The sequence below is a fragment of the Chryseobacterium gwangjuense genome (assembly GCF_021311115.1).
GTDB classification, from domain to species: domain Bacteria; phylum Bacteroidota; class Bacteroidia; order Flavobacteriales; family Weeksellaceae; genus Chryseobacterium; species Chryseobacterium gwangjuense.
In genome coordinates, this window is the sequence record NZ_JAJTNP010000004.1 from 281,159 (window position 1) to 302,372 (window position 21,214).

The window sequence follows — 21,214 nt, forward strand, 5'->3', positions numbered from 1 at the left end:
AATGAAAAGAAAGATATTTAAATATAAAAGCATTACAAGAGTTGTACTTTTATTTGGTTTTATAATGCTTTTGATTTTAGGTTTTTCGACTGTAGACACTTATAATCTTTTTAAAAGTGAATCTTCTAATATAACTTTTGGTGAATATTTGGTATCAGCTTTTTTAGGTTTTTTGTTCTTAGTATGTTTTGTTAGCTTGATATTAGTTGCAATAAAATCACAAAAAAGTATTTTAGTATTAAATATATTTTATGGATGTATTTTTATTTTGCTTTTGGGAGCTTGGTTAGTAAATATATTTGCTGTTGAGGAAGGATTACCTTTATCAGATCATTTCATTATTTTAGGATTATGCGGAATTCTGATATTTTTACTTTTTTTAATTAATAAGTTTAAATATAAGGAAATACAATACGAAAGTATAGAGTCAATAGGAACACAAAAGGATTAAAAAAAATACTGAAAAATGGCAATACTCGTAACGGGAGGTCTTGGATATATTGGTTCACACACGGTTGTAGAACTTTTGAATAACGGTTTTGATGTTGTCATTGTAGATGATTTATCAAATTCGGAGAAATTTATTTTAAAAAATATTGAGGAAATTACGGGTAAAAGACCTGTTTTCTATCCTTTTGATTTAAAAAGAAAAGAACTTCTGAATCAGGTTTTTAATGCGCACGAGATTGATGGATGTATCAATTTTGCAGCCTATAAAGCAGTAGGAGAAAGTCAGGAAAAACCGGTAGATTACTATGAGAATAATTTGTTTTCATTGATTAATATTCTTCAGGAGTTTAAAGCAAGAAATATTTCAAACTTTATATTCAGTTCTTCTTGTACAGTGTATGGACAAGCTGATGTAATGCCTATTGATGAGAATACACCGCTGAAAATGCCGGAAAGCGTGTATGGAAAGACAAAGCAAATGGGTGAGGAGATTTTAATTGATTTTGCTAAAGCATATCAACGAAAAATTTCGTTATTAAGATATTTTAATCCGATTGGGGCACATCCTACCGCAAAAATAGGAGAGCTTCCTATTGGTGTTCCTTATAATCTTGTTCCTTATGTAATGCAGACTGCTGCAGGAATAAGAGAAAAGCTGAGTATTTGGGGAAATAATTATCCAACGGTAGACGGAACGGCAGTTCGGGATTATATTTATGTGGTTGATTTGGCGAAAGCTCACGTTGCAGCTTTAAAAAGATTAATGGAAATGGAGTCTGAGAAAACTGTAGTTGATACCTACAATTTAGGAACAGGAAAAGGATCTTCGGTTTTGGAAGTGATAAAAGCTTTTGAAAAGGCAAATAATGTCGACATTCCTTATCAGATTTGTGCAAGAAGAGAAGGAGATGTTACTATCGCTTACGCCAATGCAGATAAAGCGGAAAAAGAACTTAATTGGAAGTCTGAAACCAGTTTGGAAGATGCATTGAAAACCACTTGGGAATGGCAGAAATATTTGGATTCAAGAAATTAATTTTTTTTGAAGATGAAATTTCAATGCCTGAAAGGAAAATTTATAAAAATTTAAATAATACTTTAGCTGAATTTGGGTTTAGATGGTAAAGAACCTTTATGTCAGTAAAATTTAAATACACACTATGAAAACAGAAAGAATAGGCATTACATTTTCCTCGTTTGATTTGCTTCATGCCGGTCATATAAAAATGTTGGAAGAAGCTAAAACGGTATGTGATTACCTGATTGTAGGATTACAAATTGATCCTTCTCATGACAGACCGAATAAAAATAAACCCACACAAACTATAGTTGAAAGATATATTCAGCTAAAGGCAGTGAATGCCGTAGATGAAATCATTCCTTATTACACAGAAGAGGATTTGGAAGATATCTTAAAATCATTTGTTATAGATGTTAGAATCATCGGTGATGATTATATGGATAAAGATTTTACCGGAAAAAAATATTGTGAAGAAAAAGGGATAGAGATTTTTTATAATAAAAGAGATCACCGATTCTCATCAAGTGACTTAAGAAAAAGAATTTTCGAAGCAGAAAAATCAAAACTGTCAAAGTAAAAAGAATTAAAATAAATAAAAACTCCCGAAAATTAATTTTCGGGAGTTTTTATTTATATATTTAGAAGGATTACATTGGTCCTTGCTGATCATCTCCTGTTGCATTGGAGTTGATGTCTTTTTTCTTTTTAGGCTGTTCAATTTTTTCTCCTTGCTTAAATCTGTATGTCAGAGAAATAGAAAACTGTCGTGGTTGCCATTGCATGTAATTTCTACGAGTGTAGTCGCTGCTGTAGCTAAATATTTCTCTACTTCTTGTGTTAAAGATATCCTGGATATTAAAAGAAATAGTTCCGTTTCCTTTCCATATTGTTTTCGAAGCTCCTAAGTTTAAAGCATACATGTCTTGAGTATCCTGATTTGCAGATTTTTGTGCTCCTCTATAGAATCCTTGTAACTGAAAACTAAATGTTTTGTCTACTTTAAAGGTTGTATTTAATCTGGCTCTTGTAGAAAAACCACTTCCTGTGAAATCCATGCTGCCAGTACCTGGGTTACCATTTCTATCAATCATATCATAGTAAGCAATACCCGAGGTTTTGTATCCAAATGCATCTATACTTCCCATTAATTTTAACCATGTAAAAGGATCGTAAGTAAAGTTTAAATCTAAACCATAACGCTCATCATTACCTAAATTAATTGGTTTTGTGAAGAAATCGGCAGTTCTCTCATCTTTTCTATAGACTAACATTTTGTTGTCATCCGTAGAATGACGGTAGTAAAGAGTAGGGTTAACGGTAAATTTCTTTTTAGAAATATTATAACCAAGTTCAAATGAATCTACATAAGATGGGTTAAGGTCAATATTACCTTCAAAAACATTTTGTCTATTTGAGTAGTTCGAATATGGCACCATGAAGAAAGAACGAGGTCTGTCAATTCTACGGGAATAGTTTAATAATATTTGGTTATCCTTCGTTACATCATAGCTTAAATAAACACTAGGAAATAAATTATTATAATTTTTAGTAGTATTGATAGCAGGGTCACCACCTTTGTTTTGATAATCTATTTTAATATTAGATTGTTCATCTCTTAGACCTAATTGATATCCGAAACTACCAATTTTACTCTTAAACTGTACATAAAGTGCATTAAAGGTCTCTTTATAGATGGTAGAATTGTTATAATATCCAATAACAGGATCCTGAACAGTACTTGTTACAACACTTGTATAGTCATTATTATTACTATCGATACGATAACCAGCTTCTAGTTTTGAATTTTCTCCTATTGGTAATTCATAATCTAATTTTCCAATAATGGTTTTATTCGTAGATTTTCTATCTGATACATCATCACGAACGAAATTCGAATTTAAATATTCTGCTATATCAGAATTGTTATTACTTCTATTGCTTTGTAAACTTAATGACATTGAGATGTTTTGACCTTTGTCATCAAATTTATGATCTAATCCAAAATCACCCTGAAATGCTAAGTTATTATTAGTTCCGTTAGAATTTCTTTGCATCAGAGATGTTAATGGTTGCCATGCTGTAGCTGCTGGTACATATCTGAAGAAATTATCAACGGAATTTAATCTCTCATTTGAATCACCATCGAAAGTTCTTACCATACCGGAAAGATTTACCGATGTCTTATCTGAAATGTCATATACAAAACCTGCTGTTGCATTATAGTTTTTGCTATAACTTTTATTTTTAGAATCCTGAGATTGATATGTTGGAATATCTTTAGGTTGAGTAAATGTAGGAGAGGTAGGATCTATATTGTTGGGAAGAACAATGTTATGGTAAGTTGTTTCAGTCTCATTTTTATTTTGGTTTTCGGTATAGCCACCGCCACCATTTAGAAACCAGGTCATTTTATTTTTTCTCCAGCTTAAATTCGCATTAAGACTGGTTCTTGGATAATAACCAAGAGAACCTACAACACTACCGTTAAAACCAACTTTTTTACTTTTTTTAAGGATGATATTTAAAATACCGGAAGTTCCGCTTGCTTCAAATTTTGAAGAAGGATTGGTAATAACCTCGATTTTTTCAATCTGGTCTGCAGGAATACTTTGTAATGCATTAGCTCCATCATCAATTCCAAGAAGGGATGACGGTTTTCCATTGATTAAAAATTTTACATTTGAACTCCCTCTCATAGAAACCGTTCCGTCGGTGTCTACAGAAACAGAAGGTACATTGGATAAGACATCTTGAAGGCTTCCTCCTTTACTGATGATGTCCTGAGACGGGTCATAAGTTTTCTTATCAAGCTCTACTTTATAAGGTTTTGTTGATTGTGCAGTGATGACAACTCCCTGAATATCTCCGGTTTTTATATTGGTTGCACTGTTTTCCGGGTCAATAGCTAAAGCGCCTATATTTCCGGGTGTGGCAATCTGCTTATTGATGAGACTTTTTTTGTAGTCAATTGCTTCTACCGTAATATCATAATTACCAGGAGTAATATCTAGTTTATATTGACCTTTTTCGTCAGTAAGAGTAGCATCACTAAGAAGTTTGTTTGCTTTATTGCTGAAAGTAACTGATGCATAAGGAACAGGCTGATTGTTTTTGCTAACAACAGTTCCTGAAATACCCACTTTTTCCTGTCCAAAAGCAAAAGCTGCCGCGGAAAGTACAAAAGTAAGCCCTAAGGTTTTTTTTGTGAAAATGTTAATGATTTCCGTCTGATTCATAACGTTTTTTTTATGTAAAATCGTGAAAGATTTGTCTTAATATTATGAAATTATTAATTGATTAAAATGTCATAATATTAAGGTTGTTTATTATTTGTAATAGATATGTCGCGTTTTAAAGCTAAATGTTAATTATTAATTTGTTAAAATAAAGTTAAATTTATTTTTTATTTGATATTTTTTGAATTAAGCCAGTCCTGATAGGCTTTTGCATTGATCGCATGCTCTTCTGCACTCGCTGTGAATTTGTGAAAACCAGGTCTTGAAGGATCTGCACACATAAAAATATAATTGTTATTTTCAGCATTTAAAACAGCATCCACAGAATTTTTGTTTACCACGCAGATCGGTCCCGGAGGAATGCCTTTATTGGCGTAGGTATTATAAGGAGATGGAGTAGACAGGTGTTTGTAAAAAACCCTTTTGATGGATTCTTTGAAGTTGGTTTGCTTATTAATCGCATAAATTACGGTCGGATCAGACTGTAGTTTCATTCCTTTTCTGAAACGGTTCAGGTATAATCCCGCAATGGTTTTCATCTCATCATCTTTACCTCCGGATTCTTTGTAAACAATAGAAGCTAATGCATAAATTTGATCTCTTGTTAAGCCAGATTGCTGCTCTTTAGCCTTTCTCTCACTGTTCCAAAATTTATTATACTGATCATCAAACTTTTTGAAAAACTCTTTAGGAGTCACTGTCCAAAAAAAGTTATACGTATCAATGAAAAAATATTTTTTTAAATCTTCTGCATTGTTATAGCCTTTTTCTTGTGCAATGGTATTCAGATCATTTACAAACTGTAAAGAATCCAGTTCCGTTTTTTTAGATACTTTACCAATCATTTGATACATATCTCCAAAATCACCAATTCTAAAACTATTTTCCGTTTGGTTTCCTGCTTTTATCATATTCACCAAATTGGAATTGCCCATTCCTTTTTGAAAGTGATAACGACCGGGTTTGAAGTATTTATCAAGATCTTTTTCTTTTGCTACGGTTTCGAAAGCATCTTTATCTTTAATGTATTGGGACGCAGAATCCAGAATCTGTTTAAAATCCGCTTTATGCGAAATCAAAACATATCCGTCTTTCTCGATATTATTTCCGTAATATTTATTATAAAATCTCAAACCAAAAAATCCGCCTACTACAAAAACAAGAAGGATGACAATGAGAATTGCTTTTTTCATTTAAATGGTGATTAAAGTTTTTTTGTCTTTTTAAATTAGATCTACCTTTCCTCTAAAAACTTGTTTTGCGGGACCTTCTAGCCAGATATTCTGGAACGTGTTTCCGCTTTTTTCAGCATGAACCTTAAGATCACCTCCTAAAGTTTTTACTTTTACAGAGATTAGATTGTTATTTTGTAGAAAAGTTAAAGCTGAAGCTGTAACTCCTGTTCCGCAGCTGTAAGTTTCATCCTCAACGCCTCGTTCATAGGTTCTTACAAAAATTTCATCATCAGCAATTTTTTCCACAAAGTTGACATTGATCCCTTTTTCTTTATAATTTTCAGAATTTCTGATTCCGTTTCCTTGGGCGAAAACATTATAATTTACCAGATCTTCAACATATTTTACATAATGTGGAGATCCTGTGTTCATCACAGTGTCTTCTCCATCGTTGGAGATGGTGTTTACATCAATCATTTTTAATTTTACGATGCCATTGTGTATTTCAGCCTCATGTTCACCGTCGATAGCAATGAATTTGCATTTATCTTCAAAAATATCAAGGAAAAAAGCGAAAGCGACCAAACATCTTCCTCCGTTTCCACACATTGTACTTTCCCCACCATCAGAATTGTAATAGACCATTTTAAAATCATACTTGTCATCATTCTCCAATAAAATAAGACCGTCCGCTCCGATTCCGAAACGTCTGTCGCATAATTTTTCGATAATATTTTTGTCTTTTGGAAACTGAAGATCTCTGTTGTCTATCATTACAAAATCGTTTCCTGTTCCCTGATATTTATAAAAATCCATAAGTATTTGTTCTAGTGTTTTTTCTAAAATTGAACTTGCAAAATTACTATAATTAATACAAAAAACGAACAGTGTTAGCTGTTCGTTTTCTTATTTATAATCGTTTTATCTAAATCCACCGCCACTTCTTGAGGAATTGTTGTTTTGCTGAGAATTATTCTGTTGGCTTCTGTTTTCTGAATTGTTTCTAAAGCCGCCGTTCGAATTGCTATTTCTTGAAGAGTTATTTCTGAAGCCGCCATTTGAATTATTGTTGTTGTTATTGTTTGACGGGTTGTTTCTAAATCCTCCTCGATTATTATTGTCTTTTTGATTTCCCTGATTGTTTTGATTTCTGAATCCGTTATTAGGTCTTTGGTTGCCCTGATTTCCTTGATTGTTCTGTCCGTTACCCGGTCTGAAACCACCATTTGAAGTTCCGTCATTCACACCACCTCTGAATCCGTTGTTAGGTCTTTGTGAAGTGGTTTCTCTTCTCTCTACATATACTTTTCTTCTTGAATTATTATAATTGTAGTAATAATAAGGCATTCCGTTATCATAGTAATAGGTATAATCATTTCTATAGTAATATCCGTCATTTCCCCAATATCCGCCATTTCCGTAATATCCGCTCGGTGCATAATAATATCCGTTATTATAATAAGGATCACCATATCCGTATCCGGAATCTGCATATACTGCACAAGAAGTAAGGCTGCTCATAATGAAAATGCCCAATGCTATTTTTAATAAATTTTTCATGACTTTATTGTACTTTTTTTTCTTTAAAACTTTTTTTCCAATTGAGGTATCCTAAGATAGCCATTATAGTAAATACCAAATATTGAACCGAAGTGATTCCGAGACCCTTATAAATCATCATAGGCATACAAATAAAATCACCTATAATCCAAAAAATCCAGTTCTCTATGCGTCTTTTGGCCATAAACCACATTCCCACTAAAAATATGGAAGTTGTGATGATGTCTAATTTATTTCCCCAATCCAAATGATATAAACCAAGATCCGTACCTTCCATAGAAAACTGATTATCTATATAAGGTTTATAATAATAAATAACAGTTACTAAGAGTAAACTTAATACAAAAAGTAAACTTCCATATACCCATTCCTTTCTGGAAGCCCAGGTTACTTCTACGTGTATATGATCTTCAGAGCTTTTTGCCCATAATATCCATCCATAAACACTCATTACTGTATAATAAACATTAATCATGCAATCTCCCAATAATCCGAAATTGAAAAGGATATAAACATAAATTAAAGTAGAAATAATTCCGGTAGGATAGACCCAAATGTTTTTTTTGATGGAAAAATAGACACTCAGAACTCCGAAGACAGCTGCAAAGGATTCAAGGAAAATTTGAAAAGAAGAGTAGCTTTCATAGGGTTTTATGAAAAGATCATATATATTCATGTGATCAAAAATAAACAAAAAATAAGACAGTTTAAAATGATTTAAACATAGTGATAATCAGTTTTTTAAAATTGATTATTTAAAATTAATGATGAAAAATTGTCAATAAACGTTAAGGTTTCTAAATTTTTTATATTTTCGTAAATCTTTAATAAATAATAAAATATGTCTAAAATCTGGACGAAAAAGCCAATGAGTGCTTTTGAGAATGATGTTAAAAGTAGTCAACTTAAAAGAGTACTTGGTAAATGGAGCCTTACAGCTATCGGGATCGGAGCGATCATTGGAGGTGGAATTTTTGTATTAACAGGTACAGGTGCTTATTATCATGCTGGACCAGCATTGGCGCTTTCCTTTGTTATTGCAGGAATTGCGTGTGTTTTCGCTGCTTTATGTTATTCTGAGTTTGCTTCTATTCTACCTGTAGAAGGTTCTGCTTATGCTTACGCTTACGGTACGGTAGGTGAAATTTTTGCATGGATTATCGGATGGGGATTGATCCTCGAATATGCGATGGGATCCATGACGGTAGCCGTTTCGTGGTCCGGATATTTTAATAAATTGCTGAAAATGTTTGGTCTTCACTTGCCGGATTATCTTACTTCAGACCCAGCAAGTTATACCGGAGAAGGTTTTTCAATGAATTTACCAGCTTTTATCATTGTTTTAGTAGTAATTTCTATCTTAATCAAAGGAACAAAAGAAGCTGCAAAAGCAAACAACCTTATTGTAATCATGAAGGTTTCAGCGGTTATTTTTGTAATTATTGCGGGTGCTTTCTTTATTAATGCTGAAAACTGGAATCCGTTTATTCCTGCAGCTACAATGGTTAAAGAAGGAGAGTCAATGAAAGAAGCATATGGAATTCAGGGGATTATTTCCGGAGCGGCAGCGATATTCTTTGCTTATGTAGGTTTCGATGCAGTTTCTACACAAGCTGGAGAAGCGATTAATCCTAAAAAAGATGTTCCGTTTGCAATTATCGTGTCACTTTTGGTATGTACAGTGTTATATATTTTAGTTTCATTAGTTCTTACAGGGATGATGCATTATACAGACTTTAATCCTCAAGGAAAGTTCCCGGATGCTATTAAAGCTCCTGTAGCGTATGCATTTGAAATTGCAGGACAAGGATGGGCAGGATATATCATCACGATTGCAGCAACCGTAGGTTTGATTTCTGTATTAATGGTAATGATTATGGGACAGTCAAGAATTTTCTTGGGAATGTCTAAAGACGGTTTGATTCCTAAAATGTTCAGTGATGTACACCCGGTAAGAAAAACTCCTGCAAAGAGTTTGATGCTTTTAGGAATTGTAATTGCTACGGTAGCTTCATTAACGCCGATTAGTAAATTGGCAGATATGACGAGTTTCGGAACTTTATTTGCCTTTACTATGGTATGTGTAGCGGTTTGGATTTTAAGAAAAAGAGAGCCGAACTTACCAAGAAACTTTAAAGTTCCTGCATTACCTGTTATTGCAACATTAGGAATCTGTATCAATGTTTATTTAATTTGGAACCTAAGCCATGAAGCAAAATTATTATCAACAGCATGGTTAGCTCTTGGAGTAATTATCTATTTTGCATATAGCCTTAAAAATTCTAAACTTCATAAAGTAGGGTACGGAGAAACGTTCAAAGCGGAACAGGAACCTTTACAAAAAACTGATTTAGATTTATAAAAAAAATTATAAACAACATAAATCCACAGATTTTTCTGTGGATTTTTTATTTTTGTTTCTATGAAAAAAATATTTCCCATTTTATTTTCGTTTTTAGGAATCCTTTCGTTTTCTCAACAGGTAAGTTTGGAAACTCTATTGAGTGATAAAATCAGCATTCGCGCACTAGAAGTGTATGATAAAAAAGTCTGGTACAGCGGAACGGATTCTAAATTTGGTTTTGTTGATATAAAAAATCCTCAACATCAGAAGCAAATTAAATTATCAGAAAAGAAATTACAGTTCAGAACTTTGGCTCAGGACAAAAATTCTTTTTATCTGATTAATATTGAAAGTCCGGCTGAGTTTTTTAAGATCAATAAAAAAGATTTAACGTCTGAAATTATTTTCAGAGATACGGTAAAAACAGCTTTTTATGATGCATTGCATTTTGTAAATAATGAATTGGCTTATACATTTAGTGACGCAAATAAAGATAATCGTCTGAAATTAGCCGTTTTTAAAAATGGAAAATGGAACAGTTTCAAAAATAATATCATTCTGAATGAAGGAGAGGCGGCTTTTGCAGCAAGTAATACCAATATCGTTTCAGCTAAGAAATATCTATGGATTGCAACGGGCGGAAAGGTATCAAGGATTCTGAGGATGAATTTAAAAAATGACGAGATTGAAGCTTTTAATACTCCGTTTATCCAAGGAGAGTCTTCTCAAGGAATGTATTCAATTGATTTCTATGACGAACAGTTTGGAATTGCTGTTGGAGGAGATTACACAAAACAAGCGGATAATATCAATAATATCGCCACTACAAATGATGGTGGAAAAACCTGGCAGATTCAGGCATCCGGAAAAAATGCAGGATATACTACTTGTGTGAAAATTAAACCCAATTCTAAAGGGAAAGAAATCATTTCCGTAGGAGATCAGCATATCAGTTATTCCTCAGACTTTGGAAAAACATGGAAGAAAATTTCAGATGAAAAAGGATTTTTTGTTTGTGAATGGGTTGACGGAAATACAGTAGTTCTGGCAGGAAAAGATAGAATTGCTAAAATGAGTTTGAAATAGTTTTAAGTAAAAAGCAAAAGGAGTATTTAGACTCATTATAAATTGCTAAAAATTGGCCTAATATATTTCATAGTTCAAAATCCATAAGATATATTTAATTTTGCATTAAGAAATTTCAATTTGAAATTCAGTTAAAATTAAATCTAAAATGAATTCTTTAATAGATAAATATAATATTCCCGGACCTCGTTACACTTCTTATCCTACTGTTCCATACTGGGACGACAGTACTTTTTCACCGGAAAAATGGACGGAAAGTGTAATCAGGACGTTTAAGGAAACCAATGGAGGAGAGGGGATTTCTATTTATATTCACCTGCCTTTCTGCGAAGCATTGTGTACTTTTTGTGCATGTCATAAGCGTATAACGAAACAACATAGTGTTGAAATTCCATATCTGGAAAGCGTTTTGAAAGAATGGCAACTTTACCTTCAGTTGTTCAATGAAAAACCTAAACTGAAAGAACTTCACTTAGGAGGAGGAACGCCAACTTTTTTCTCACCGGAAAACTTAAAGACTTTACTGGAAGGTATTTTTGAGACTGTGGAAATTGCAGAGCATCCTGAGTTCTCATTTGAAGGACATCCGAATAATACAAGTAGACAACATCTTCAGACATTATATGATTTGGGCTTCAGAAGAGTAAGTTTTGGGGTTCAGGATTATGATCCGAAAGTGCAGAAGGCGATCAACAGAATTCAGTCTTTTGAAAAGGTGAAAGAAGTGACAGAATGGGCCAAAGAGATTGGTTACAGAGGAATCAGTCATGACTTGGTTTTCGGTCTTCCACATCAATCCTGGGAAGCGATGGAAAATACAATCCGTAAAACAATGGAGCTGAAGCCGGATCGTTTGGCGTTTTATTCTTATGCACACGTTCCATGGGTGAAAGGTGTCGGACAAAGAGGTTTTGATGAAAATGACCTTCCTAGTGGTGAAGAAAAGCGCCGTTTGTATGAGGATGGTAAAAAATTACTTGAAGAATTAGGCTATATTGAAGTGGGAATGGATCATTTCTCTTTGGAACATGATGATTTGTATCAATCTTTGATTCAAAAGAAATTACACAGAAATTTTATGGGATATACCTCAAGCAAAACCCAACTAATGGTTGGTTTGGGGATGTCTGCGATCTCAGATTCCTGGTATGCTTTTGCTCAAAATGTAAAAACGGTAGAAGAATATCAGACTATCGTGGAAGAAGGTAGAATTCCTGTTGTAAAAGGGCATATCCTTAACGAAGAAGATCTAGTTATAAGAAGGCATATTTTGAATTTAATGTGTCAGCTTGAAACGACTTTTGATCATAATAATTCATTTCCTGAATTGGAAAATGCATTTGAAATGTTGAAGGAAATGGAGAATGATGAGTTGGTAGAAATTCATGACAATCAAATAAAAATAACGGAAAAAGGAAGAGCATTTACGAGAAATGTAGCCATGGTTTTTGATCTGAGAATGATGAGAAATAAACCGGAAACGAGGATTTTCTCTATGACGATTTAATTTTTAAATTATAAATTGTTTAAATTATTCAAAATAAAATCAATGATAATTTATTGATGTGTTAAAAAAAACCTTAATCAAAAAATGATTAAGGTTTTTTTGTGCTCTGGAAATATTTTATTTAATAATTAATTTCTGGCTGTAAGATTTCAGATTTCCAGAATTGATGTTGATGAAATAAACTCCTGAAGGAATTCCCGAAATATCAATACTGTTGTTATTTTCAATTTTTGCCTGTTCTACTACTTTTTTTCCTTCAGCGCTAAAGATTTCAATTGAAATATCCTTGCCTTTTACCCCATCAATAAAAACTTTTTTTGAAGCCGGATTGGGATAGATTTTTATCTGAGTTGAAAAATTGTTTTCTTCTGTAGCCAGTGTTCCATATGTGATTTTAAATATTTTTCCGTTGTTCACTGCAGCTACAAACAAATCATTCTGATTATTGATCCCGAAAGTCGAAAAATTATTTCCGGAAAATGCTGTCGTCCAAACGATGGAATTATCAGGATTTAAAATTCCGATTTGAGTTGAACAATAATCTGCAAAAACATATTTTCCTTGCAAGGCAGGATATTGAGTTCCTCTGTAAATATAACCTCCCGTGATTGAGCATTTTCCTCCAGAATGATCATATACGGCAACAGGAAAAGTCATGGTTGATTGTGCTGCACAACCTGCTGTATTATAAGCATTATTTCCTTCGTAGCATCTCCATCCATAATTAATTCCTGCTTGTGTTAGAGGCATTCTGTTAATTTCTTCTATTTGGCCCTGGCCAACATCTGCAATCATCACATTTCCGGAAACGGTATCAAAATTAAATTTCCAGGCGTTTCGTAATCCATAAGACCAGACTTCGTCGGCTCCGTCAATACCCACAAAAGGATTTCCAGAAGGAATATTGTAAGGTCCGGTAGAATTGATATCTAGTCTTAGTAATTTTCCTAAAAGTGAATTTTTATTTTGAGCATTATTATTAGGATCTCCGCCACTTCCGCCATCTCCGGTTACAATCCATAGGTAACCATCCGGAGCAAAATGAATACTTCCTCCATTATGATTATCGAAGGGTTTGGACTGATTGAGGATAATTTTTTCGGTACTCGCATCAGCAACATCAGGATTTGAGCTTTGAGTATATCTGGCTACGGTAATGTTTCCGCTGGTATCGTTATAATAAACAAAAAAATACCCATTTATGGCATATTGAGGATGGAAAGCAAGCCCTAAAAGTCCTCTTTCTCCACCATAGGTTATTTTTGAACTGATATTCAGGAAATTGGTTGGATTGATACTGCCATTGGGCTGTACAATTCTTATGATTCCGTTTTGCTGTACGACAAACATCCTGTTGTCATTAGCATGTGCAATTTCGACGGGTGCGGTAAATCCCGTAGCAAATTCTTCTAAATTAATACTTTGAGCATTAATAATAAAGGAAGAAAAAATACTTGCGCAAAAAAGTAGTTTTTTCATAATATTTTGATATTTAGTGTATTAAATCATAATGAAAATTTCATACCAATCAACCTTTGAAAAATTCATTAAAATAACCCGAAAAAATTATTAAATCTTAAATGAAAATAAGAATACCGATATATCTGAAAATAAACGATTTCTGTTGTTAAAAATTCATAAAATTCAATAAAATGATTATATTTGCCGACTTAATTTAACGTAGTTATAACAAAATGCAAGGAAAAGGACTTATTACAATTGTTGCTATTGTACTAGGGTTGATTTGCTTAAATGAGCTATTACCAACTTGGTACGCCAGCAAAATTGAAAAGCAGGCAACTGCTATTGCAGGAGACAATCCGGAAAAGTATCAGAAAGAAATTGCAAAACTTTCTAAGGATACTCTGAACCTGGGATTCACAAAACTTTATTACACTAAAGCCAAAGACAAGGAAATGAAACTTGGTCTTGACTTGAAAGGAGGGATCAACGTTCTTTTGGAAATTAACCAAAGAGATCTTGTAAATGATTTAACAAATTATTCTACAAATCCTGTTCTTATTGAGGCTTTAAACAAAACTGATGAAGCACAAAAGAATTCTACAAAATCTTACATCGATAATTTCTTCGAACAGTTTGATGCAGTAAACAAAGCTAAAGGAACTAACCTGAAATTGGCTGATCCTGAAATTTTCGGAAATACTACTCTTACTGAGGTAAAGTATAATACATCAGATGAGCAGGTAAAGAGCATTGTTAAAAGAAAAATTGATGCTTCTGTAGGAACGGCTTTTGAAGTTATCAGAACGAGAATCGATAAAATGGGAGCTGTACAGCCAAACGTACAGAGAGTACCAGGAACGGCAAGAATTTCAGTAGAAATGCCGGGAATGAAAGACATCGATAAAGTAAAAAAGATGCTTCAGACTTCTGCTAAACTTCAATTCTGGGAAGTACAACAGATCAATGAGATTGCCCCTTATTTCCAAACATTGACTACAATGGTAGCTGCAAAAGGAGATTCTATGGGTGTTGCTAAAAGCACAAACTTCCTGAATATCATTCAAGGAGGAAAATCAATGAGTCCAAGTGCTGTTGGAAGTGTGAAATTATCTGATACTGCTGCTGTAAATAAAATTTTGAATAGCAAAGTAGCTCAGTCTTTACGTCCTTCTAACATTAAATATACACAGTTCATGTGGGGTTACAAGCCTGAAGCAACTGATACTGAAAGTTTAGTATTATATGCAATCAGAGGTAACATCAATCAAAAAGCTCCAGTAGATGGTGCTGTTGAAACTGCAAGTATCGGATACGACGAGCTAAGCAGAGTTGTAGTAGACATGCAGATGGATTCTAAAGGGGCTAAAGAATGGAAGACTTTAACAGAGAAAAACGTTGGGAAACCGGTTGCTGTAACACTAGACGGAAGAGTTTATACTGCTCCGAATGTTGTAAGCGCTATTCCTAACGGTAGAACACAAATTTCTGGTAACTTCTCTCAGGAAGAAGCTAAAGAATTGGTAGACGTTTTAGGTGCGGGTAAATTACCTGCAGGTGCAAAAGTAGTTCAGGCTACGGTTGTAGGTCCTTCATTAGGACAAGAGTCTATTGATGCGGGTGTAATGTCATTTGCTATCGCATTCTTATTAATTATTGCTTATATCATTTTCTATTACGGTGGAGCTGGTGTATATGCGGTAATTGCGATGATTATCAACTTATTCTACATCTTCGGAATTATGGATTCTGTAGATGCAACACTTACGCTTCCTGGTATCGCAGGTATTGTATTGACAATGGCAATGGCGGTAGATACGAACGTAATTATTTATGAAAGAACTAAAGAAGAGCTTTTCGCTGGAAAAAGTATTCTTGAAGCATACAAAGACGGTTTTAAACACGCATTAAGTGCGATTGTCGATGGTCACTTAACTACGTTATTGACTGCAGGTGTACTTTTCCTTTTCGGAACAGGACCAATCAAAGGTTTTGCATTAACGTTAGGAATCGGTATCTTGATGACGTTCTTTACTTCGGTATTGATTTCAAGAGTAATGATCTTCTCTAGATTGAATAAAGGAAAACACCTTTCTGTTTGGACAGGTGCTACAAAAAATCTTTTCAGAAACACTTGGATCGATTTCATCGGAAAAAGAAAATACGCTTATATCATTTCTGGTGTTTTAACGATTGTTTGTATCGCATCTATTGCAATCCACGGATTTAAATACGGTATCGATTTTACAGGAGGTAGAAACTATGTGGTAAGATTTGAAAAGGCTGTCAATGCTGAAGATGTTGAAGGTAACTTAGTAAAAGTATTCCAGACTGAAGATGGCAAAAATTCTTCTGTTGAAGCTAAAACTTTTGGTAACGACAAGCAATTGAAAATCTCTACGGATTACCTTATCGAAGACGAATCTTTGAAAGCTGACCAGACTGTTGAGCAGAAATTATATGAAGGATTAAAATCCAGCTTACCTGCTAACATGACGATAAAAGATTTCAAATCTGCAGATAAAGATCATGCTGGAATCATTTCTTCTGAAAAAGTAGGGCCTACGGTTGCAGACGATATCAAAACTCACGGTATTCTTGCTGTAGTTGCAGCTTTAGCGGGTATTTTCATCTATATCTTGGTGAGATTTAGAAAATGGCAATTCTCTCTTGGTGCTGTTGCAGCATTATTCCACGATGCGGTTATCATTTTAGGAGCATATTCATTGCTTCACAAATTTATGCCGTTCAATATGGAAATCAACCAGGATTTCGTTGCTGCGATCTTGACGGTATTAGGCTACTCTATTAATGATACCGTAATTATCTTCGACAGAATTAGAGAATATTTAAGAGAGAAAAAATCTTTGACATTAGCAGGATTATTCGACGATTCTATCTCTAGTACATTAGGTAGAACATTCAACACCTCGTTTACTACGATTTTAGTAATCTTGGCCATCTTCATTTTTGGTGGAGATAACTTGAGAGGATTTATGTTTGCGATGTTAATCGGTATCGGATTCGGTACCTATTCATCAATCTTCGTAGCATCGGCAATTGCTTACGACTTCTTGAAAACCGGTAAGGAAGATGAAGTTCGTGGTAAGTCGACTACAGACAAAGAAGTACTTGCTTCAAAATAATTTAGACTACAATAAATAAGAAAAAAGCCTTTCAACTTGAAAGGTTTTTTTTGTACGTTAAAGTTTCAGAATTTGCCGTTTAAGATTAACCTTTCACTTTCAACCTTTTACTTTTCACATTAATAATAATTTAATAACATTATTTTCTTGATTTGATTACTTTTGTAGACTATGGAAAACTCAAAGAAAAAAGCAGCCATTGGTTTTATATTTATTACCTTATTAATTGATATTACCGGATGGGGGATCATTATTCCCGTTATTCCGAAATTAATAGAAGAGCTTATTCATGGAAATATAAGTGAAGCTGCCAAATATGGAGGGTGGTTGAGTTTTGCTTATGCTTTTACCCAATTTATATTTTCTCCGGTTATTGGTAATCTGAGTGATAAGTTTGGAAGAAGACCGATTATTCTGATTTCACTTTTTGGTTTTGCTATAGATTATATTTTCCTTGCGCTTGCACCCACTATTTGGTTATTGTTTGTAGGAAGAGTTATTGCCGGAATTACCGGAGCAAGCATTACAACGGCAAGTGCTTATATTGCCGATATTTCTACAAATGAAGATCGTGCAAAGAATTTCGGGCTGATTGGAGCTGCTTTTGGGTTGGGATTTATTATAGGGCCTGTTTTAGGAGGAGTTTTAGGACATTACGGAGCAAGAGTTCCTTTCTATGCTGCTGCTGTTTTATGTTTAATCAATTTTCTTTACGGTTATTTTATACTTCCGGAAAGTTTAGATAAAGAACACCGAAGAGAATTTGACTGGAAAAGAGCTAACCCGATAGGTTCGCTTAAGTTTTTAGGAAAACACCCTGAACTTTCGGGATTGGTTGTAGCTTTGTTCCTGATATACATTGCGGGACACGCTGTTCAGACCAACTGGAGTTATTTTACCATGCATGAATTTGACTGGGATGAAAAAATGGTAGGAATTTCACTCGGAGTAGTAGGACTTTTGGTAGGATTGGTTCAAGGAGGATTGATTCGTTGGACTGCAACCCGATTAGGAGATTATAAAAGTATTTATTATGGATTAGGGCTATACGCAATAGGTATGTTGTTGTTCGCTTTTGCGACTCAGGGATGGATGATGTTTGTAATCCTTATTCCTTACTGTTTAGGTGGTATTTGTGGTCCTTCATTACAGTCTGTGATTACAAAAGGAGTTCCTCCCAATGAACAAGGGGAATTGCAAGGTGCATTAACCAGTTTAATGAGTGTAACAGCAGCTATTGGTCCGCCGATAATGACCTATTTATTCTATCATTTTACCGATAAAAATACTTCGTTTAAGTTTGCCGGAGCACCATTCTTCCTTGCTTTTATCTTGATGACGGTGAGTGTTTTGATTACCTATTTCGGATTTAAGAAAAAGAAATCTTAAAATTTGTTTAAAATTCAATTTAACATCTTATTTGTGTATAATCTTTTGTAATTTTACGGCATGGAATTAAGCATTGGAGAAATGGCATTGATTGCAATAGCAATCGTTGTGCTATTCGGACCGGATAAACTTCCTCAGATTGCACGTGATCTTGGTTCAGGTGTAAGAAAAATGCGTGGAGCAGTAGAGGATATCAAAACTGAGATTATGAAAGAAACAGATAACCCTGTTTCTGAAATTAAACGTGAGATTGAGAAGGTAAAAGATGCTGCCAAAGATTTCAATCCTATGAAAGATATTGAAAAAGATATCTTAACCGAACCATCTTCTAATAAAGTGGAGCAGGAAAAACCAAAACCTTCAGACGATGAAACTTATGAAGGACCTGTAAGCAGATAGAAATAGAGTATGGAAGAAATTATTCAGGAAGATAAAAATGTATTTTTATATCTAAACAATTTAGGGAGTTCGTCTTTCGATCAGTTTTGGATGTTGATTTCAAGCACTTGGATATGGGTTCCGCTTTATATTATTTTCTGTTATCTGCTTTTCAAAAATTACAAGCTAAGATCTTTTATTTTTATATTAATATTTATCGCGATCGGAGTTACTATTTCTGATCAGCTTGCAGGCATTTTTAAATATGGAGTTGCGAGATTAAGACCATGTCATGACCCGAGTTTACAAGACCATATGAGGATTGTAAAATGTGGTGGTCAGTTTGGTTTTTATTCGGCGCATGCTTCCAATACTTTCTTTTTAGCAACTTATTTAAGTTTTTTATTAAAAAATAAGCTAAATTGGTTTCCTTATTTTATATTTGTGTGGGCTGCAGTAGTGGCTTACAGCAGAATTTATTTAGGCGTGCATTTTCCGATAGATATTTTGGTGGGGGCGTTTGTTGGATCTTTATTGGGAGGGCTTTTTGCTATGCTCGCAAAAAAAGTGATCAACAAACAAACTAAAACTATATGAAAAAACATCTATTACTATTTACTTTTGCAACCTTTTCAACCGTTCAGTTATTCCATAGTCAGGATAAAAAAATAGCAGAAGAATGCTTCAGCAAAGCCAATTATAAATGTGCAGAAGAGCAATATCTTAAGCTTGCCGAAAAAGAACACATTCAAAAATTTCAATCAGAATATTACGATAAACTGGGAACTTCACAGAGAAGACTCGGGAAAACACCTCAAGCATTCAAATCTTATGAATCTGCTTTAAAATCAAATCCAAGATCCGTTTCTGTATATGAAAATCTGGCTTCTTTACATAATCAGAAAGGAAGCAAAACGAAGGCTTTAGAATATGTGAATACAGGGATTAGCCTTGAGGAAACAGACAATGCAGATCTTTATTTGTTACGTTCAAAAATATATGAGAATCTGGGCAAAAAAGATTTGGCACAGAAGGATCTGAATCATGTTTTAAGCTTTGCTCCGGATAATATTTTTGCAAGAACGGGGTTGGCTAATCTTAAGAAAAGAAATGGCGACCTGGAAGGGGCTTTAAAAGATTATAATCAGCTAATCTCAGAAAAGCCGGAATCATTATTATACAGCGGAAGAGGAGATATTTATCTTAAATTGAAAAAAACAAAAGAAGCCCTTGCTGATGTTAACAAGTCGATTTCAATTGATCCGAAATTTGCTCAGGCTTATGTTACAAAAGCTTTAATCCTAATTGATACCGCAAAACCTAAAGAAGCCTGTACAAACTTAGATAAAGCGGTAAGTTTGGGGTATGAAAAAGCTCTTTTGACAGAGTATTATACAAAATGTGAGAAAAAATAACCAAAATATTATATAAAACCACAAAAGATTAATTTCTTATCTATAAAAATTTTTAAATCAATATAAATTTCATGCTAAACATCGTTCTTGTAGAACCTGAAATACCGAATAATACAGGAAATATCGGAAGATTATGTGTAGGAACCGAAAGTCGGCTGCACCTTATCCATCCTTTTGGATTTGTAATTAATGATAAAAATCTGAAACGTTCAGGATTAGATTATTGGGTTCATCTGGATGTAACCGAGTATGCCAATGTAAATGAATGGATAGAAACCATTCCTGATCTTTCCCGTGTTTTCCTGATGAGTTCACATGCCGAAAAATCCTATCTGGAAACTGATTTTCAGGATGGCGATTGGCTTGTTTTCGGGAAAGAAAGTGTAGGTTTAAGCAAAGAAGTGTTGGCTCGCTTTGAAAATCATTTAACGATTCCAATGTCTACATTAATCAGAAGCTTTAATATTGCTAATTCTGTTGCTTTTGTGGTAGGTGAGGCTAAAAGACAGATAGGTCTAAAAATTTAGTTTAAAAGAATTAATCATTGTGGTAAGGTTTTCCTTGTAAAATCTGATCGGCACGATACAATTGTTCAACGATAAATAACCGAATCATTTGGTGCGTAAATGTCATTTTAGATAATGACATTTTTTCGTTGGTTCTGTTATAGATTTCATCAGAAAAACCATAAGCACCGCCTATCAAAAGATGGATTTTCTTTACGGATGAATTCATCCAGGTATCTATTTTTTGTGCAAATTCCCGACTGGTAAACTGTTTCCCTTTTTCATCTAAAATGATCACCAAATCGTTTTTATCAATATGATTCAGAAATAATTTGGCTTCTTCTTTTTTTAAAAGATCAGGAGTAAGGTTTTTGGCATTTTTTACATCCGGGATTTCCATGATTTCAAAATTCCAGTGTTTGGGGAGACGTTTCAGATAGTAGCTGATTAATGAAGTGATTTCTTTATCGTCCGTTTTACCAATACAAAGTAAATTAATCTGCATTTTCTGTCTTTAAATAGTTACAAGGCCAAAGATAT

The 21,214-nt window shown here is 33.9% G+C and carries 19 protein-coding genes; 12 read left to right on the forward strand and 7 right to left on the reverse strand.

The window, feature by feature from the left end:
* Position 1: 1 nt before the first annotated feature.
* The 3 genes from LV842_RS09995 to LV842_RS10005 all read left to right on the forward strand — a co-directional run bounded on the left by LV842_RS09995 (position 2) and on the right by LV842_RS10005 (position 2,048).
* The gene (locus LV842_RS09995) at positions 2 to 451 is read left to right on the forward strand and encodes a hypothetical protein (RefSeq protein WP_233111303.1); all 450 of its coding nucleotides are present in this window, start codon (positions 2 to 4) and stop codon (positions 449 to 451) included.
* A 15-nt stretch (positions 452 to 466) separates the two neighbouring features.
* Entirely contained in the window at positions 467 to 1,486 is a 1,020-nt protein-coding gene (galE, locus tag LV842_RS10000; protein WP_233111304.1) for a UDP-glucose 4-epimerase GalE, read from the forward strand.
* Positions 1,487 to 1,610: 124 nt separating this feature from the next.
* Entirely contained in the window at positions 1,611 to 2,048 is a 438-nt protein-coding gene (locus tag LV842_RS10005) for an adenylyltransferase/cytidyltransferase family protein (protein ID WP_233111305.1), read from the forward strand.
* 70 nt (positions 2,049 to 2,118) lie between these two features.
* Here the strand turns inward: LV842_RS10005 and LV842_RS10010 are convergent, their stop codons facing one another.
* The 5 genes from LV842_RS10010 to pnuC all read right to left on the reverse strand — a co-directional run bounded on the left by LV842_RS10010 (position 2,119) and on the right by pnuC (position 8,118).
* Positions 2,119 to 4,707: a TonB-dependent receptor gene (locus tag LV842_RS10010; RefSeq protein ID WP_233111306.1), complete on the reverse strand. Its 2,589-nt coding sequence runs from the start codon at positions 4,705 to 4,707 to the stop codon at positions 2,119 to 2,121.
* A 167-nt stretch (positions 4,708 to 4,874) separates the two neighbouring features.
* Complete coding sequence (mltG, locus tag LV842_RS10015; protein ID WP_233111307.1) at positions 4,875 to 5,900, reverse strand: endolytic transglycosylase MltG; 1,026 nt, start codon at positions 5,898 to 5,900, stop codon at positions 4,875 to 4,877.
* 30 nt (positions 5,901 to 5,930) lie between these two features.
* Entirely contained in the window at positions 5,931 to 6,698 is a 768-nt protein-coding gene (gene dapF, locus LV842_RS10020) for a diaminopimelate epimerase (protein ID WP_233111308.1), read from the reverse strand.
* A 105-nt stretch (positions 6,699 to 6,803) separates the two neighbouring features.
* A complete protein-coding gene (locus tag LV842_RS10025; RefSeq protein ID WP_233111309.1) occupies positions 6,804 to 7,442 on the reverse strand; it encodes a hypothetical protein in 639 nt (212 codons plus the stop codon).
* A 4-nt stretch (positions 7,443 to 7,446) separates the two neighbouring features.
* Positions 7,447 to 8,118: a nicotinamide riboside transporter PnuC gene (gene pnuC / locus LV842_RS10030; RefSeq protein ID WP_233111310.1), complete on the reverse strand. Its 672-nt coding sequence runs from the start codon at positions 8,116 to 8,118 to the stop codon at positions 7,447 to 7,449.
* Positions 8,119 to 8,283: 165 nt separating this feature from the next.
* On the opposite strand from pnuC, the gene LV842_RS10035 reads away from it, so the two are divergent.
* From LV842_RS10035 to hemN, 3 genes are all read left to right on the forward strand, one after another.
* A complete protein-coding gene (locus LV842_RS10035; protein ID WP_233111311.1) occupies positions 8,284 to 9,804 on the forward strand; it encodes an APC family permease in 1,521 nt (506 codons plus the stop codon).
* A 60-nt stretch (positions 9,805 to 9,864) separates the two neighbouring features.
* A complete protein-coding gene (locus LV842_RS10040; protein ID WP_233111312.1) occupies positions 9,865 to 10,872 on the forward strand; it encodes a WD40/YVTN/BNR-like repeat-containing protein in 1,008 nt (335 codons plus the stop codon).
* Positions 10,873 to 11,020: 148 nt separating this feature from the next.
* Positions 11,021 to 12,379, forward strand: a complete 1,359-nt coding sequence (hemN, locus tag LV842_RS10045; protein ID WP_233111313.1) for an oxygen-independent coproporphyrinogen III oxidase — start codon at positions 11,021 to 11,023, stop codon at positions 12,377 to 12,379.
* Positions 12,380 to 12,496: 117 nt separating this feature from the next.
* On the opposite strand, the gene LV842_RS10050 is transcribed toward hemN, so the two are convergent.
* Positions 12,497 to 13,858 (reverse strand): PQQ-dependent sugar dehydrogenase, encoded by a 1,362-nt coding sequence (locus LV842_RS10050; protein ID WP_233111314.1) that lies wholly within the window; start codon positions 13,856 to 13,858, stop codon positions 12,497 to 12,499.
* 215 nt (positions 13,859 to 14,073) lie between these two features.
* Here LV842_RS10050 and secD point away from each other — a divergent pair, with 215 nt between their 5' ends.
* From secD to LV842_RS10080, 6 genes are all read left to right on the forward strand, one after another.
* On the forward strand, positions 14,074 to 16,986 hold the full coding sequence (gene secD, locus LV842_RS10055) for a protein translocase subunit SecD (RefSeq protein WP_233111315.1): 2,913 nt from the start codon (positions 14,074 to 14,076) through the stop codon (positions 16,984 to 16,986).
* 171 nt (positions 16,987 to 17,157) lie between these two features.
* Positions 17,158 to 18,375 (forward strand): TCR/Tet family MFS transporter, encoded by a 1,218-nt coding sequence (locus LV842_RS10060; RefSeq protein ID WP_233111316.1) that lies wholly within the window; start codon positions 17,158 to 17,160, stop codon positions 18,373 to 18,375.
* A gap of 60 nt (positions 18,376 to 18,435) precedes the next feature.
* On the forward strand, positions 18,436 to 18,774 hold the full coding sequence (locus LV842_RS10065) for a Sec-independent protein translocase subunit TatA/TatB (protein ID WP_233111317.1): 339 nt from the start codon (positions 18,436 to 18,438) through the stop codon (positions 18,772 to 18,774).
* 9 nt (positions 18,775 to 18,783) lie between these two features.
* Entirely contained in the window at positions 18,784 to 19,350 is a 567-nt protein-coding gene (locus LV842_RS10070; protein ID WP_233111318.1) for a phosphatase PAP2 family protein, read from the forward strand.
* Positions 19,347 to 20,168, forward strand: coding sequence for a tetratricopeptide repeat protein (locus LV842_RS10075; RefSeq protein WP_233111319.1), 822 nt, complete (start codon positions 19,347 to 19,349; stop codon positions 20,166 to 20,168). The genes LV842_RS10070 and LV842_RS10075 overlap by 4 nt, the downstream gene beginning before the upstream one ends.
* 71 nt (positions 20,169 to 20,239) lie before the next feature.
* Positions 20,240 to 20,695: a tRNA (cytidine(34)-2'-O)-methyltransferase gene (locus tag LV842_RS10080; RefSeq protein WP_233111320.1), complete on the forward strand. Its 456-nt coding sequence runs from the start codon at positions 20,240 to 20,242 to the stop codon at positions 20,693 to 20,695.
* Positions 20,696 to 20,705: 10 nt separating this feature from the next.
* Here LV842_RS10080 and LV842_RS10085 read toward each other — a convergent pair whose 3' ends face one another.
* Positions 20,706 to 21,179, reverse strand: coding sequence for a 23S rRNA (pseudouridine(1915)-N(3))-methyltransferase RlmH (locus LV842_RS10085; RefSeq protein WP_233111321.1), 474 nt, complete (start codon positions 21,177 to 21,179; stop codon positions 20,706 to 20,708).
* Positions 21,180 to 21,214 lie beyond the last annotated feature (35 nt).

Coding starts and splice junctions, on each gene's coding strand:
- LV842_RS10075 (WP_233111319.1), top strand. CDS start 19,347: ATGAAAAAACATCTATTACTATTTACTTTTGCAACCTTTTCAACCGTT.
- mltG (WP_233111307.1), bottom strand. CDS start 5,900: ATGAAAAAAGCAATTCTCATTGTCATCCTTCTTGTTTTTGTAGTAGGC.
- LV842_RS10065 (WP_233111317.1), top strand. CDS start 18,436: ATGGAATTAAGCATTGGAGAAATGGCATTGATTGCAATAGCAATCGTT.
- LV842_RS10070 (WP_233111318.1), top strand. CDS start 18,784: ATGGAAGAAATTATTCAGGAAGATAAAAATGTATTTTTATATCTAAAC.
- LV842_RS10010 (WP_233111306.1), bottom strand. CDS start 4,707: ATGAATCAGACGGAAATCATTAACATTTTCACAAAAAAAACCTTAGGG.
- LV842_RS10085 (WP_233111321.1), bottom strand. CDS start 21,179: ATGCAGATTAATTTACTTTGTATTGGTAAAACGGACGATAAAGAAATC.
- dapF (WP_233111308.1), bottom strand. CDS start 6,698: ATGGATTTTTATAAATATCAGGGAACAGGAAACGATTTTGTAATGATA.
- LV842_RS10005 (WP_233111305.1), top strand. CDS start 1,611: ATGAAAACAGAAAGAATAGGCATTACATTTTCCTCGTTTGATTTGCTT.
- LV842_RS10050 (WP_233111314.1), bottom strand. CDS start 13,858: ATGAAAAAACTACTTTTTTGCGCAAGTATTTTTTCTTCCTTTATTATT.
- LV842_RS10040 (WP_233111312.1), top strand. CDS start 9,865: ATGAAAAAAATATTTCCCATTTTATTTTCGTTTTTAGGAATCCTTTCG.
- galE (WP_233111304.1), top strand. CDS start 467: ATGGCAATACTCGTAACGGGAGGTCTTGGATATATTGGTTCACACACG.
- secD (WP_233111315.1), top strand. CDS start 14,074: ATGCAAGGAAAAGGACTTATTACAATTGTTGCTATTGTACTAGGGTTG.
- LV842_RS09995 (WP_233111303.1), top strand. CDS start 2: ATGAAAAGAAAGATATTTAAATATAAAAGCATTACAAGAGTTGTACTT.
- pnuC (WP_233111310.1), bottom strand. CDS start 8,118: ATGAATATATATGATCTTTTCATAAAACCCTATGAAAGCTACTCTTCT.
- LV842_RS10025 (WP_233111309.1), bottom strand. CDS start 7,442: ATGAAAAATTTATTAAAAATAGCATTGGGCATTTTCATTATGAGCAGC.
- LV842_RS10080 (WP_233111320.1), top strand. CDS start 20,240: ATGCTAAACATCGTTCTTGTAGAACCTGAAATACCGAATAATACAGGA.
- LV842_RS10060 (WP_233111316.1), top strand. CDS start 17,158: ATGGAAAACTCAAAGAAAAAAGCAGCCATTGGTTTTATATTTATTACC.
- LV842_RS10035 (WP_233111311.1), top strand. CDS start 8,284: ATGTCTAAAATCTGGACGAAAAAGCCAATGAGTGCTTTTGAGAATGAT.
- hemN (WP_233111313.1), top strand. CDS start 11,021: ATGAATTCTTTAATAGATAAATATAATATTCCCGGACCTCGTTACACT.